This is a genomic window from Nostoc sp. C96, from assembly GCF_059384975.1.
In genome coordinates this window covers 6,124,562-6,139,808 of record NZ_CM182020.1, presented here as the reverse complement: position 1 = coordinate 6,139,808, position 15,247 = coordinate 6,124,562, and the positions used below count along the sequence as shown (strand labels likewise).

At 40.9% G+C, this 15,247-nt stretch carries 9 protein-coding genes; 6 read left to right on the top strand and 3 right to left on the bottom strand.

Going from position 1 to position 15,247, the window contains the following annotated elements; all coding sequences use genetic code 11:
- The first annotated feature begins 697 nt into the window (after positions 1 to 697).
- From AC504W_RS26115 to AC504W_RS26105, 3 genes are all read left to right on the top strand, one after another.
- Complete coding sequence (locus AC504W_RS26115) at positions 698 to 2,089, top strand: response regulator (protein WP_494875127.1); 1,392 nt, start codon at positions 698 to 700, stop codon at positions 2,087 to 2,089.
- A 161-nt stretch (positions 2,090 to 2,250) separates the two neighbouring features.
- Complete coding sequence (locus tag AC504W_RS26110; protein ID WP_494875126.1) at positions 2,251 to 3,231, top strand: aldo/keto reductase; 981 nt, start codon at positions 2,251 to 2,253, stop codon at positions 3,229 to 3,231.
- Positions 3,232 to 3,399: 168 nt separating this feature from the next.
- Entirely contained in the window at positions 3,400 to 4,431 is a 1,032-nt protein-coding gene (locus tag AC504W_RS26105; protein ID WP_494875125.1) for an aldo/keto reductase, read from the top strand.
- A gap of 68 nt (positions 4,432 to 4,499) precedes the next feature.
- On the opposite strand, the gene AC504W_RS26100 is transcribed toward AC504W_RS26105, so the two are convergent.
- The 3 genes from AC504W_RS26100 to AC504W_RS26090 all read right to left on the bottom strand — a co-directional run bounded on the left by AC504W_RS26100 (position 4,500) and on the right by AC504W_RS26090 (position 9,221).
- On the bottom strand, positions 4,500 to 6,386 hold the full coding sequence (locus AC504W_RS26100; RefSeq protein ID WP_494875124.1) for a DUF3352 domain-containing protein: 1,887 nt from the start codon (positions 6,384 to 6,386) through the stop codon (positions 4,500 to 4,502).
- 253 nt (positions 6,387 to 6,639) lie between these two features.
- Complete coding sequence (gene thiO / locus AC504W_RS26095; RefSeq protein WP_494875123.1) at positions 6,640 to 8,595, bottom strand: glycine oxidase ThiO; 1,956 nt, start codon at positions 8,593 to 8,595, stop codon at positions 6,640 to 6,642.
- 173 nt (positions 8,596 to 8,768) lie between these two features.
- Positions 8,769 to 9,221, bottom strand: coding sequence for a hypothetical protein (locus tag AC504W_RS26090; RefSeq protein WP_494875122.1), 453 nt, complete (start codon positions 9,219 to 9,221; stop codon positions 8,769 to 8,771).
- Between the two features lie 454 nt (positions 9,222 to 9,675).
- On the opposite strand from AC504W_RS26090, the gene cimA reads away from it, so the two are divergent.
- The 3 genes from cimA to AC504W_RS26075 all read left to right on the top strand — a co-directional run bounded on the left by cimA (position 9,676) and on the right by AC504W_RS26075 (position 15,135).
- The gene (gene cimA, locus AC504W_RS26085) at positions 9,676 to 11,310 is read left to right on the top strand and encodes a citramalate synthase (RefSeq protein WP_494875121.1); all 1,635 of its coding nucleotides are present in this window, start codon (positions 9,676 to 9,678) and stop codon (positions 11,308 to 11,310) included.
- An 84-nt stretch (positions 11,311 to 11,394) separates the two neighbouring features.
- Positions 11,395 to 12,012, top strand: coding sequence for a Uma2 family endonuclease (locus AC504W_RS26080; protein WP_494875120.1), 618 nt, complete (start codon positions 11,395 to 11,397; stop codon positions 12,010 to 12,012).
- A gap of 435 nt (positions 12,013 to 12,447) precedes the next feature.
- Positions 12,448 to 15,135 (top strand): CHAT domain-containing tetratricopeptide repeat protein, encoded by a 2,688-nt coding sequence (locus tag AC504W_RS26075; protein ID WP_494875119.1) that lies wholly within the window; start codon positions 12,448 to 12,450, stop codon positions 15,133 to 15,135.
- Positions 15,136 to 15,247 lie beyond the last annotated feature (112 nt).

Sequence of the window (15,247 nt, the reverse complement as noted above, 5' to 3'; positions counted from 1 at the left end):
GAGTTCATATTTCCTGCATTCACGGAACGACAAAGTCTTATATAGGGCAAGTGACAGAGTATAATAAACATCAAAATTTGTCTAGATAAAAGTTTAAAGATTTCGTGTGGAATATATCATTTTTGTGCCAAACAAAAGTGTTAATTCATCCAAGTTCATCATTCAGAAAACATTTAAACTCCCTTTTCGCCATCATACTGAGTTGCACAAGTAAAATTTTTATTGTTTTTTCATTTTCTTCAGTATTTCTGAGAAATGAATTATCTATCTTTTGAGGGATGTATTTCTCTAATCTTGAATCTAGGTTGGTTGAGGAACTTTATATCAAAATAAAACTTGATATTTTTGCTTTGGCAGTTTCTTAAGTTATTTCTGTAGTTGATACTCCTGAAAGAATTTTGTGTGTAGATATTGGCGCAGCTACAGCTTGGATTGTTGACTGAGTAAAAATACTAACTTCAGCGCTTATACTCAGACATAGTAATGAAACTTATGTTATGGGTATTGCCTTTCTATCTGAATAGCGCATCAAGTTCAGTGAGTAATAGCGCTGATTTCCATAACCTTGAATATAGATTTATATTCTTCTTCGAGAAAATAAGTTTCTTGGAGACATATTAAAACTAATAAAGTAAAACATAAATAAGCATCCAAATTTACATAAATTCTGTATAATTCTCTAAAACAATTTTTTAAAATGCCTAATTTCGGTACATTTACAGTGTTACGTCCTTATAGTTTATTAAAACAACTATCTAATGGTATTGACACTACTTGTTTACAAGCCTTTAGTAACTTAGTTACTTGGTTGATTTATGTAGAACAGGGAGCCATAACTTATGCGACAAACTCTGTTGAACCTTTTGATAGGCTAGAACGTCATCTGCGCCGCCTCAATTTGCTCAATAGCGCAACTCGCGTACAATTACGTATGACTTTTGAGCAAGAGTTGTTAAATTATGACATTGCTGATAGCAGTGATTTATCAACTCAACCTGCTGATTACCAAGCAATTCATTGGCTAGTCAACGAAGGTTATCTGGATAATGCACAAGCTACAATCTTGATTCAAGAACTGGTTAAAGAAGTTATTGAATCATTTTTGTTAGTGAAAACAGGTACTTATGCTTTAAGTGATGCAACCCAAACACTGACAAAAATTTGTCGGCTGGATGTGGAAAAAACTCTGGAAATTTGCCAAATTCGCATACAAAATTGGCAGTCTTTCACTCCCCAAATTTCTTCACCTTACCAGCGTCCTTACCTGTTAATTAACAGTAAATTACCCAGCAAGAATTTCCCAAAACTACCGCCAGAATTAACTAATTGGATGAAAGGTTTTAGCCTGCGTCATCTGGCTGTAATTATGAATCAAGATGAAATGCAACTGATTCAACATTTATACCCTCACATTGTGCAAGGTGGGGTAATTATGCACGAACCAGATCCACCATTTGATCAGTTACCTAAGTATAAGCCAGAAGCCACAACATCTTCTCGATATACAACAGCGTTACTCAACAAACAATTCATTGATACGGTAGTAGAACCCAGTAACCGTAGTGCTGAATCGGAGACGGCTCTGGCTGTAGAAGATTTTCCACTTGTAGTGCGATCGCCACAAACATCTGCACTGTCAAGTCAAAATCTTCAGGAATTAACAATACTAAATACCATAAATTCTGCACCTGAAAGAGTAACGACTAATACCGTAACTATCAAAAAGACTTATAAAATCATTTCTGTTGATGATAGCCCAACAATTCTCAAAGAAATTAGTCGGTTTTTGGAAAGCGAGAATTTTTCTGTAGTGACAATTGATGATCCACTTAAAGCGGTTATGTCGATTATTCGCCATAAACCAGACTTAATTTTGTTAGACCTCAACATGGCTGGGATTGATGGCTACGAATTATGCAAAATCATTCGGAACAATTCTTTCTTTAAACACACTCCGATTATTTTTGTCACAGGTAATAAAGGACTTGTTGATAAAGTCAAAGCCCGATTAGTCGGAGCCTCTGGTTATTTAACTAAACCATTTACCCGTGCTGAATTACTAAAACTTGTGTTTATGCACTTGGCTTGAAAGGAGGCAGGGGGCAGGGGGCAGGGGGCAGGGAGTAGGGGCAGGGAGCAGGGGGCAGGGGGCAGGAAAAGATGTTTACTCAACTTAGCACTCAGCACTCAGGATGAAATTAAAGGCCGATGTATGCGGATAATACAGATGGTGCGTGATTGACAATCAAAATGCAAATCAGTCGAGAACTATCCCTACCAACTATGGGTTGCGGAACTTGGGCGTGGGGAAACCAACTCTTGTGGGGATACAGCGAAAGTATGGACGACCAGTTGCAAGCCGTGTTTAACTTGTGCGTGAGTAATGGCGTGACCTTATTTGACACAGGTGATTCTTACGGTACTGGCCGATTGAATGGGCGTAGTGAATTACTTTTAGGAAAATTTTCCCAAGCATATCAGGGTTTAAATCAGGAAAACATTTGCATTGCGACAAAACTGGCTGCTTACCCTTGGCGATGGACACGCCAGTCCATGATTAAAGCTTGTCAGTCTTCTGCCAAGCGCTTGGGTAAAAATGTCGATTTAGTGCAGATGCACTGGTCTACAGCTAATTATGCACCTTGGCAAGAAAAAGGTTTATTGAATGGTTTAGCTGACCTTTACGAACAAGGTTTAGTTAAAGGTGTTGGTTTATCGAATTATGGGCCGCAACGGTTGAAAATAGTGCATCAACGATTTGCGGAACGAGGTGTACCGATTTCTACCTTACAAGTCCAGTATTCTTTGCTGTCTACTTATCCGGTGACGCAACTAGGATTAAAAGATGTTTGTGATGAATTGGGTATTAAATTAATTGCTTACAGCCCTTTGGCTTTGGGGATATTAACAGGTAAATACTCAGAAACAGGGAGATTTCCTAGAGGTATTCGTGGGTTGTTATTTAGACAGTTATTACCAGGAGTGCGATCGCTGTTAACATCTTTAAAAGAAATAGCTCAATCTCGCAATAAAACTATGTCACAGGTAGCCATTAACTGGTGTATCTGTAAAGGGACTATTCCCATCCCCGGAGCAAAATCCCTCGCCCAAGCACAAGAAAATATTGGCGCTTTAGGTTGGAAACTCAACGCAGCAGAAATAGCAGAGTTGGATAAAGCCGCCGAGAGTACAGATAAAGTCATGGTACAAAATATTTTTCAGACTAAATAAAGCTAAAAATAGTCTTTAGCACTCTCTTCCAGTCCCTACTTTCTATTCCCAACAAGTGACTTAATATACCTCTTCATCAATACTCTTCTCTTTCAACAGTTAGATGTAGCCGACTTTCGCCAGTGCAAAGCTATGAGGATGTCATAGTTTGATTTTAAGGATTCACTTGTGGAGATTAGCAGACGAGATTTACTGAAGATAGCTTCTGCTTCAGGTTTAGGAACAGTCGGACTAGCAGCTTCAACCGGACTTTCTAAACAAGCTTTAGCCCAAAATCAGCCGAATCAGACCAAAACAGGCGAAATGATCTATCGACAATTAGGACGCACTGGGGAAAGAGTATCGGTAATTGGTTTGGGTGGACACCACATTGGTAGACCAAAAGATGAGGAAGAAGGAATTCGGCTGATCCGTACAGCTGTTGATCGCGGTATCAACTTTATGGATAATAGCTGGGACTATCACAACGGTGGGAGTGAAATCCGTATGGGTAAAGCACTCCGGGATGGTTATCGGCAAAAAGTTTTTCTCATGACCAAAATTGATGGTCGTACAAAAGAAGCTGCGGCCAAGCAAATTAATGATTCTTTAAAAAGATTACAGAGCGATCGCATAGACTTATTGCAACATCATGAAATCATCCGTATGGAAGACCCAGACCGGATTTTTGCCCCTGGCGGCGCAATGGAGGCGGTTCTAGAAGCCCAAAAAGCTGGCAAAATTCGCTACATCGGCTTTACTGGCCACAAAGACCCCTTAGTTCACCTGAGAATGCTTGATGTTGCTGCTCAAAACAACTTTCGTTTTGATACAGTACAAATGCCATTAAATGTCATGGACGCTCATTTTCGCAGTTTTGAACGCCAAGTTTTGCCCAGACTAGTTAAAGATGGAATTGGTGTATTGGGGATGAAATCAATGGGTGATCAAAACATTCTCAAAAGTAACACCGTTAAACCTATTGAATGCCTACACTATGCGATGAATCTACCAACATCAACAGTGATTACAGGCATTGAAAGTATGAAAATTCTAGACCAAGCTTTTGAAGCAGCTAGAACATTCCAACCCATGAATCAAGCACAAGTCCAAGAACTGCTAAATCGGACTCGTCAAGCTGCTGCGAAAGGTCAATATGAACTATTTAAAACTACTAGTCAATTTGACAGTACAGCACTTAATCCTGAGTGGTTGGGTTGATTCATCAAAAAATTCAGAAGGCAGAATTCAGATTTTGAAATCTCTAACCTTCTGCCTCTGATAATTAATTACTCTTTAATTGTGGTACTAATCGGCTTTCTACTAGGAGCCAATACCATTAAAACATCGAATTGTTCTTTATCTGATGTGGTAGCACTTGTAGCACTAATACTGTAGACTGAGCCAATAATTGGTTTCCAAGGTCTGAAACTTTGATCATCAAAGAAACTGGGTAAAAATCCATAAATCCATGACAAAGTAGACCCCCCATTTAAATAAAAATATCCATAGTTAGGACGGGGTAAAGAATTAGTCGCAGTTTTAAAATTATAAGTTGAAGGTAACGGAATATAAGGCTGTGGTACTAAATCTTGTATTGCGCCAAATCCTGTTGTAATTACAACAGTTTTTTCGTCTACCCAATTATAAGCCAACAAACTTTGTGAAGCTTCTCCGCCTACATCCCAACTCGTGATGTTTTGACCTTTAATATTGTGAGTCTTCACTACAACTTCTCCTGTTGAGAAAGATGTAATAAATTCATTTAACTTCTTCAGAGTAGTTTCAGCAGCGGCTCGATTGTTAGTTTCTAAAGCCATACCTATCCCTAAATTCAAGTTAGGAACTGAGCCTAATAATCCTCCCTTAGAAGGAAACATAAAGAAGGCATAATCACCATTCATCCAATTGAGAATGTCTTTTTCTAAATCGAGTTTAGTACTATTAAAAACAAAACTCCGCAGTTGGGTGAGATATTCTTTGAGTTGTGGCTTTGTACTCAAAGCTTCGGTTAAAACTAGCCATTTCTGATTTAGATTGCGACCAGTGGCAGCAGAGTAGGTGGCTGCTGGCAATCTTGATACTATCGCTTCTGGTTGTTCCGTTTGAAACTCATCTTTTTCTGATTTAGGAGTTTGGCGATAGGCTGTAGCTTGAAAACGCAATCCTTCTGGTTCTACTGTTAAAAAACCATTGACACTACCCAAGTTTTTCAATTCATCAAGGTTAATCGCATCAGCACTAAGAACAGGAAAAGGCAGGCTTGGATCTTTGCTAATATCGTTAATTAAAGGCACAAAAGTTGCCAAATTTTCATACATTGAAAACAAAGATTTAGCATACTGAGGATTTTTGATTGTGTCTTGGAATTGGGCATTTTGAGCGAGATTATTCTCTCCTTGAGCAGCATCAATAATTTGCTCAATGGGTTTAGCCGTAATCCCGGTGACAATGTAACCTGGTAAAGTAGCGATCGCAATTCCTCTTGGTCTTGTTTTTAACCAATCTGGATTACCTAAAATCGGCGGTATAGCCGCTAAGTTTGATTTTTTCTGAGAACGAGCCTGCTTGAGTTGTGATTTGTGTTGAATCTTAGGTGTATTTGCAGGTTCTGGGGGTGATTCTGGTAATTTGGGTGCTGAATTTGATTCAGGTAATTCTGGTGTTTCCGGCGTGGGTGTTGATTTTGGTTGTTCTGGAGGTTGTACTTCTACAATCGTAATGCCTTTATACTCCGTGACCTTTACCCGTTTTGGATCACCATTTTTAAGTAAGTCTAAAAAAGGCTGGATGCGTGACTCATCCTTGATAGGAGCCAGCATCACAAAATTATTATCTATGGTTGCGGCTGTACCTTCAACCTTGGGCAAAAAAGCAAATGCGACTTGATCACCTAGCAAAGACTCAATCTCGCGGACATAGCTAAGTTTAAAAGAAGGCGGTAAATATTTAGAGGCTGCGGTAAAGGCTCTTTCAAATAAATAAAAACGATTTAAGGCTGTCCAAGCATCTACTTTGGTATTGACTAAGCCTACCAATGGTGTATCTGCTGGTAAAATGTTAGCGATCGCTGGGGTAGTAGATGCAGTAGATGCCGCAGGCTCGCTAGTCTCAGCCGCAGGAGAAACAACTGCTAAAGCCGATAATAGCGATACTGTAATAATCGGTGATACCATTTTGAATTTTAGATTTTAGATTTTAGAATTGAAACCTAGCAACTAAATGTATAAAGCATAAAATGCTATTTTGCAGGTTTCTTTTTTATATTTTTATTAATAGTAAATAAATGAATTTTCAAAAAAATTAAAATTAAGTCTTAAAAAATAATCAGTTTTAACAATTAGTAGCCAATAGTCAATAGTCCAAAATTCAGCTTTTCTTGGACTATTGACAGTCTCAACTCAAAATCTCTGACACAGGCTTAAATTCTTAAGTATTGATTGTCCCAGTCAAAGGGGAACTAGGACTAGCATAAGATTTGATGGGCATTCTGCCAGCTAAGTATGCCAAACGACCAGCGACAGTTGCCAAATTCATCGCATACGCCATTGCTGGGGCATTTTGAGCTAGGGCGATCGCACTATTAATCAATAAGGCATCTGCACCTAGTTCCATTGCTTGAGACGCTTCTGAGGGTGAACCAATACCTGCATCCACCACAACCGGTATATGAGCGTTTTCAATAATGATTTGGATATTGGCTGTGGTTTTTAGCCCTTGTCCTGAACCAATAGGTGATGCTAAAGGCATAACTGTTGCACAGCCAGCTTCTTCTAAACGTTTGGCTAACATCGGGTCAGCATTAATATACGGTAATACGGCAAACCCCTCTTTTACCAGTTGTTCAGCAGCTTGCAGCGTTCCAATTGGATCTGGTAGTAAATATTTTGCATCGGGTATGACTTCTAATTTCACAAAATTATTATCTTCCTGCCCCAACAATTTCGCCATCTCTCTACCCAAACGGGCAACGCGAATTGATTCTTCGGCGGTTTGACAACCAGCAGTATTCGGCAACATCCAAATTTTTGACCAATCGAGTGCTTCTGCTAAACCTTCATGTCCGGGGGTTTTAGTTTGGACTCGCCGGACTGCGACGGTGACAATTTGACAACCACTAGTAATAATGCTTTGCTGCATTTCTGCAATACTACGATACTTGCCTGTTCCCGTCATCAAGCGGGATTGGAAGGTTTTACCTGCTATTACAAGTGGGGAGTCTGGGAGTGGGGAATTAGGTAGTGGTGATAAAACTGAGCGATCGCCGTTGGTAAAATTAGCAGAGTGAGTGAGCATAGGGGCGGTAGATGGCTGGGTATGAAAACGAGAATAATGGAAATGGGCAAGTATTGGATCAGATTTGTGTTCGCAGATTAAATCAGCAATTAACGCTGCTGTCACAGGCGCTAGTAAAATGCCATTACGATAATGACCTGTAGCCAAAGTTAAGTTTTCACAATGGCTAGTGCCGAGAATTGGTAATTCATCTGGGGTTGCAGGCCGAAAACCCCACCAAAATTCTTGAATGGAATAATCTTTTAATTGTGGATATAGGCGAATAGCTTGCTGAAGCAAAGATTGAATACCCGCTGGGGTGTTGTTGGGAGTAAAACCCACATCTTCGCTAGTCGCACCCAAAATAATCGAACGATTCCGCCTGGGTATGATGTAAATATTTTCCCCAAATAAAACTCGCCTCAGGGGCAATTCCGGCACAAAATCAGGTAATCGGACACTCAGCATTTGCCCTTTGCGGGGAGTCACAGGCAAAGGTAACAATTCACTGAACCAAGCACCAGCTGCCAAAACATAGTGACTGGCGCAAATTAAGCCTTGATTGGTTTGTACGCCTATAACTTGCCCTTGCTGTTGGATTAATCCTTCAACGGTGACGTTTTCTTTAATTTCAATGCCGAGAGATTTAACAGCTGTCCACAGTGCTTGGGCTAATGCCCGATTATCAACTTGGGCATCTTCCGGATACCACCAGCCACCGACGACATCATTTCCCAATCCTGGCTGATATTGATGAATGGCAGTTTGATCTAACCAATAAGCAGGCGATTCACAAGCCGTAGGAGACTCTGGTTTTTGATAAACAGGCGCAAGGATACCACAAGCCCAGTAACCAGTATTTATGCCAGTTAAATCTTCTAGTTTGCGTGTCCATTCTGGATATAAGGCACGCGATCGCCTGCATAATTTACCCATGATCTCATCTTGGATAATTTCGGCATCTGGTGCCAACATCCCCGCAGCAGCATGAGTAGCAGCAGCTTGGAAATCACGACAAAGCACGGTGACATTTGTCCCGCGCAATTTGAGTTCGACGGCGATCGCCAAGCCAATAACACCGCCACCAATAATTAAAACATCGCTAGTCATTAGTCATTAGTCATTGGTTATTAGCCATTGATCATTAGTACACAACTAAATAACTTATAACTAATAACCTGTAACCAATGACTAGTTTTGACTAAGTAAAGAGTGCTGAGTTGAGAGTGCTGAGTAAAAAATTACTCCCCCTGCTCCCTGCTCCCTGCCCCCTGCCTCTTTCCCTACCACAAAGCCCGAATCGGTTCTCTTGTAGATTCGTTATCACTGGTGGTTGTATCAGTTGATTGTACTTCTCTGGTAGTTGTTGTATCTATATTGTCAGGAGATGAAAATGATTCGCTGGGAGTTGTATTTTGAGCAACGCTGGTTCGACGTTCAGTTGTGTTTGCATTCAGGTTTTCTTGCCTAACACTTCTGCTGCCTCTAGCTTCTGTGGGAGCATTATCTTCTTGAGGAGTGCTGGCTCTGTCTTCACTTAAGCCACGACTACCTCTACTGGGGGCAGTGCTATTAACATTAATATTAGCTGGGAGAACGCGTGATGTTTTGCCACCGGGAGCATTATTGCTGGCAGTTTGTTGCCCTCCACCCATTGGAAAGTTGATGCCTAGCAATGTACCCAATAAAATTGCCAAGCCTCCACCCATCAGAATAAGCGGTGTCCATCTACCCATATTGTTTTTCTCCTTTGTAACCTAACCTTTTGATTTCCTTTCCTATTCGATAGCCCTGATCCAATAATCCGTAAAATCCTCTGCTTGAGGGGCTAAACGCAGGTCTATTGTAGGAGAATGGGAAGGAAGCGATCGCTGCCTTTGTGACGCTAATTCACGGCCAATACATCACTTTATCGATCACACTCATACCATCACTACTAACTGACTGTTCTTTGCTTTAGCACCGCCGTTTTAGAGGTCAATACCATTTTGCAACAAAATTTTTCGTAATTTAAACCCCAAATTTTCCCGATACGCCTTAATCTAACTAAACACGGCATTGAACGCAGCGGCAGACAAACGTATTTTTCGTACTTTGAGTTAGTACTTTGGGCATATTTAAGTTACCAAATCGGCGTTTTGTTGTATATTGGCACATTTCCTCTACAGTTGTCTCGCATGATCTTGTCTTATGACCACAAATTCTTCTCCTCAAATTTGGCTTTATGACACCACGCTACGGGATGGCACTCAATGCGAAGGGCTATCGGTGTCTATTGAAGACAAGCTACGCATTGCCAAGAGACTCGACCAATTAGGAATTCCCTTCATTGAAGGCGGTTGGCCTGGTGCCAATCCGAAGGATGTTCAATTTTTCTGGCAACTTCAAGAAGATCCGCTTAAACAATCAGAAATTGTGGCATTTTGTTCTACGCGTCGTCCTCATACTGTGGCTGCTGCTGAACCAATGTTGCAAGCAATTTTAACTGCGGGTTCTCGCTGGGTGACAATTTTTGGCAAATCTTGGGATTTACACGTTACCGAAAGTCTCAAGACAACTTTAGAAGAAAATTTGGCTATGATCCGCGATACTATTGAGTATTTTCGCTCACATGGGAGACGCGTGATTTACGATGCCGAACATTGGTTTGATGGCTACAAACACAACAGAGATTATGCTTTACAGACATTAGAGGCCGCGATCGCATCTGGGGCTGAATGGCTCGTTTTATGTGATACAAATGGCGGAACATTGCCTCACGAAGTTAGCGAAAGTGTGCAAACAGTCATTTGTCAAAAACTAATGACAAAGGACGGAGGACAAAGGACAATTCCGCAAATTGGCATTCATACTCATAATGATTGTGATATGGCAGTGGCAAATGCCCTAGCCGCTGTCATGGCTGGGGCAACAATGGTACAAGGAACAATAAATGGATATGGTGAACGCTGCGGCAATGCCAACCTTTGTTCTTTAATCCCCAACTTACAACTAAAGATGGGTTATAGCTGTATCGGAGAACACCAGCTTACTCAACTAACAGAAGCGAGTCGCTTTGTTAGTGAAGTAGTAAATCTTGCCCCAGATGAACACGCACCTTTTGTCGGACGTTCGGCTTTTGCTCACAAAGGCGGGGTACATGTCTCCGCAGTTGAACGTAATCCCCTGACTTATGAACATATTCAGCCAAAACAAGTCGGGAATCGACGGCGGATAGTCATTTCCGAACAATCGGGACTAAGTAATGTATTAGCCAAAGCCCGCACTTTTGGGATTGAATTAGATAAGCAAACACCAGAAGCACGGCAAATTCTCCAACGCCTCAAACAATTAGAAAGTCAAGGCTATCAATTTGAAGCCGCAGAAGCTAGTTTTGCGCTGTTGATGTATGAAGCTTTAGGCGCTCGACAAGAATTTTTTGAAGTCAAAGGTTTTCAAGTACACTGTGACCTAGTAGAAGGTAAAGAAGCGAGTAGTGCTTTAGCCACAGTGAAAGTTGCAGTCAACGGTCAGAATATTTTAGAAGCGGCAGAAGGTAACGGCCCCGTTGCAGCTTTAGATACAGCCTTACGCAAAGCTTTAGTCAACTTTTATCCCCAACTTGCCAGCTTTGAGTTGACCGACTACAAAGTGCGGATTCTTGATGGACACGCTGGAACAGCAGCCAAAACCAGAGCATTGGTAGAGTCAGGAAATGGCTATCAACGCTGGACAACTATCGGCGTTTCGACCAATATTTTGGCAGCTTCCTATCAAGCTGTAGTTGAGGGATTGGAATATGGTTTGTTATTGCACTCCCAAGCCGAAGCAGCATTGAAGGTTTAATGCTATTGGTGAGAGTAGTCAGATACCTGACTTCTTCAAGAAGTCAGGTATCTCGTACCTCAATACTCAATATTCAGCACTCAGATGACTCAACCCTTACGTAAATTAGTTACATTTGATGAATTTATCGCTTGGTATCCAGAAAACCCGCAGCGACGCTATGAATTGCATGACGGAGTAATTGTTGAAATGCCTCCACCAACTGGCGACCATGAAGAGCTTATTGGTTTTTTGATGCTAGAAATATCTTCTGAAATTAGGCGATTAAAACTTGCCTATTTCCTTCCGAAAACAGCGTTTATCAAACCATTAGAAGGCGAATCAGCTTACTCACCAGATTTGCTGATATTGAATCAGCCTAATTTATTGAATGAGCCTCTGTGGAAAAAAGCATCAACTGTTAGCCAAGCAGAATCAATTCCCTTAGTAATTGAGGTAGTAAGTACGAACTGGCGAGATGATTATTTAAAAAAAGCCGCTGACTATGAAGCCGTAGGTATCCCCGAATACTGGATTGTCGATTATGCGGCTTTAGGTGGTAGGCGCTTTATTGGGAATCCCAAACAACCTACTATCTCGGTTTACTCGTTAGTTGATGGGGAATACCAAGTTCAGCAATTCCGAAATCATGAGCGTATCATCTCACAAACTTTCTCAGACCTCAATTTGACTGTCGAACAAATTTTTCAAAGCGTTGGCTAATCTTGGCTTTTTAAGTTCTAAACGACAACATTCTTGTTTCAAGCGAGAACTTTTGAGTTCGGAAGGTAAAGTTTCTAGCTTTTTACTCGAATGTTTGAGTTCAAAGGTTGACAGTTCGAGTTTGGAAGGCGAAGTTTCCTGCTTTTTACTCGAATGTTCGAGTTCCGAGATTGACAGTTCGAGTTCCAAAGGTGAAGTTTCGAGATTTTTGCTCAAATGTTGAAGTTTAGAAGCTGAAAGGTGAGGCTTTGAGGTGGAAGTGTCAGGAAATTTTCTGCGTTGGGTGTTGCGGGATATTGATCTATCTCACGCTAAGGCGCTAAGGCGCAAAGAATAAGATGGGAGTTGTTGAATTTTTTGACAACTGCTTTGCGAAAATTGCTGAGTCCGGCATGATCTATTTCATAGCCAAACCAAAAAGCTTGTAATTTGAGTGTGAAAAATTTATTGGGCGCAATTCATGCTGCGGGTATTTTTTTAGTACCTTGGACAGTAGCAGGTGCGATGACAACAGAGTTAATGTTGAGTATGCCGGTTAAAACTATAGCGCAACAGCAACCCTCCGCATATTCAACAGAGCAACAAGCAGCGTTAAGAGAAGCTTTAAAACTTGATGAACAGGCACTCAAATTATATCAAGAAGGAAAATATTCTACTGGCATTCCTTTAGCAAAACGCTCACTGGCTATCTATGAGATGGTGCTGGGAAAAGAAAATCTCGATGTAGCCACTAGCTTAAATAATTTAGCAGCACTGTATCGCGCGCAGGGAAATTATCAACAGGCAGAACCGCTGTATGTTCGTTCTCTAGCAATTTTAGAGAAAGTGCTGGGAAAAGAAAATCCCCATGTTGCTACTAGCTTAAATAATTTAGCTTTACTGTATCAGTTCCAAGGAAATTATCAACAGGCGGAACCGCTGTATGTTCGTTCTCTAGCAATTCTTGAGAAAACGCTGGGTAAAGAACATTCTCATGTCGCTTCTAGTTTGAATAATTTAGCAGAACTTTATCGCCTACAGGGAAATTATCAACAGGCGGAACCACTGTATCTCCGTTCCCTGGCTATTTATGAGAAGGTACTGGGTAAAGAACATCCCCATATCGCCATCAGTTTGAATAATTTGGCTAACATGTATGAGTCACAGGGGAAATATCAACAAGCAGAACCTTTGTATCTCCGTGCTTTGGCTATTTATGAAAAGATACTGGGTAAAGAACATCCTTATGTCGCTACTAGCTTAAATAATTTAGCTTTACTTTATCGTGTACAAGGAAATTATCAACAGGCAGAACCTTTGTATCTCCGCGCTCTGGCTATTACAGAGAAGGTACTGTCGAATGTTCATCCTAATACTGCCACTAGGTTGAGTAATTTGGCAGGACTGTACCAAGCAAAGGGTGATATTACTCGTGCTATCGATTTCTTACACCGTGGCTTAGAAATTGAAAGACAAAATCTCAATCTAATTTTTGCCGTCGGCTCTGGACAAAGAAAACAGAGCTACATTGAGACTTTTTTAGGGACAACCTATGCTACTGTCTCTCTGTCCCTGCAAGAAGCTCGCAATCAAAAAACAGCAGCATCTCTAGCTTTAACGACGGTACTCCGCCGCAAAGGGCTGGTGTTAGATGCTGTTGCTGATAGCATCCAAATACTACGCGCCCAACTTGAAAAAAATCCCGAAAATCAAAAATTATTTGCTCAATGGCTGCAAATACAACAGCAACTCTCAGCATTAGTATTCTCTGATTCAGGACAACAAACTGCTAACCTGAAAACTCAACTTGAGCAACTGGAAGCACAAAAAGAAAAGTTAGAAGCAGCTATTAGTGCTAAAAGTGACGCGTTCCGCCAGCAAACTCAACCAATAGAGTTAGCAGCCATTCAGGCAAAAATACCCCAAGATGCAGCTTTGGTGGAAATTGTCCAGTATCAACCATACAATGTCAAAGCCAAGACAGATGCTCAAAAGTGGGGTAAACCGCGTTATGCTGTGGCGGTGTTACGTTCCTCTGGTGAACCCAAGTGGCTTGATTTAGGTGAAGCTTCAGAAATTGATTCTTTAGCCATTGATTTTCGTGCAGCCTTAGCCACCGGAAGAACATTCAACAAACTTGCCCGTACTTTAGATGAGAAATTAATCGCACCCATCCGTCCTTTATTGGGTAATACACGGCATCTTTTAATTTCTCCTGATGGGCAATTAACATTAATTCCCTTTGAAGCGCTCAAGGATGAGCAAGATAAATTCCTAATTCAGAGTTATGCTTTTTCTTACCTCACCAGTGGACGGGATTTATTACGTTTTGGGTCAAATAATAACAATGCTTCTGTGCCTGTGGTGTTGGCAGATATTGACTACAACAATCAAAGACAAACAATAGCATCTGCTACAAGTACTGGTGTGCGTGGTTCTCAAAATCGCCGTTCTGGTGATTTGACAAACCTAGAATTTGGCTCATTACCTGCTACTAAAGATGAAGCCGCAGCTATTAAAAAAGTTTTACCTAATGCCAAATTACTTTTAGGTAAAGATGCGACAGAAAAGGCAGTTAAACAACTACAAAGTCCGAGTATTTTACATTTAGCTACTCACGGTTTCTTCATTGCTGATGTTGAACAAAATCTCAACGCATCACCAGATTTAGAATCAACACCACGCCAACCGAAGATTTTACAAGTTGAAAATCCTTTGTTGCGTTCTGGGTTGGCTTTGGCTGGGTTTAATAAACGCAAACAAGTCACAAATAATAATGATGATGGTGTTTTGACAGCATTGGAAGTCGCTGGTTTAGATTTACGTTCTAATCAATTAGTTGTATTGTCAGCTTGTGACACTGGTAAGGGAGATGTGAAAGTTGGTGATGGTGTTTATGGTTTGCGTCGTGCTTTGGTAATTGCTGGTTCGCAAAGTCAGGTTTTAAGTTTGTGGCAGGTAGATGATGCGGCGACTAAGGATTTGATGGTGAAGTATTACCAGAATTTGCAGGCTCTTAAGGGAAGACATGAGGCTTTGCGTGCTGCACAGTTAGATTTGCTCAACAGTAACAAGTATGAGCATCCGCAATATTGGGCGGCGTTTGTTCCTTCTGGTAATTGGACACCTTTAGGTAGCAAGTAGGCAAAAAATAGTGGACTTTAAATCAAAACAGTTCAGTTAACAGCAAAGTATCCTTATAAGGAGTGAGTAAAAGATTCTATTCCTTCTGCCTCCTGCCTCCTGCCTCCTGCCT

Excerpts from the sequence above, each read along its gene's own strand:
- AC504W_RS26115 (WP_494875127.1), top strand. The coding sequence starts at position 698 with ATGCCTAATTTCGGTACATTTACAGTGTTACGTCCTTATAGTTTATTA.
- AC504W_RS26110 (WP_494875126.1), top strand. The coding sequence starts at position 2,251 with ATGCAAATCAGTCGAGAACTATCCCTACCAACTATGGGTTGCGGAACT.
- AC504W_RS26100 (WP_494875124.1), bottom strand. The coding sequence starts at position 6,386 with ATGGTATCACCGATTATTACAGTATCGCTATTATCGGCTTTAGCAGTT.
- thiO (WP_494875123.1), bottom strand. The coding sequence starts at position 8,595 with ATGACTAGCGATGTTTTAATTATTGGTGGCGGTGTTATTGGCTTGGCG.
- AC504W_RS26090 (WP_494875122.1), bottom strand. The coding sequence starts at position 9,221 with ATGGGTAGATGGACACCGCTTATTCTGATGGGTGGAGGCTTGGCAATT.
- cimA (WP_494875121.1), top strand. The coding sequence starts at position 9,676 with ATGACCACAAATTCTTCTCCTCAAATTTGGCTTTATGACACCACGCTA.
- AC504W_RS26080 (WP_494875120.1), top strand. The coding sequence starts at position 11,395 with ATGACTCAACCCTTACGTAAATTAGTTACATTTGATGAATTTATCGCT.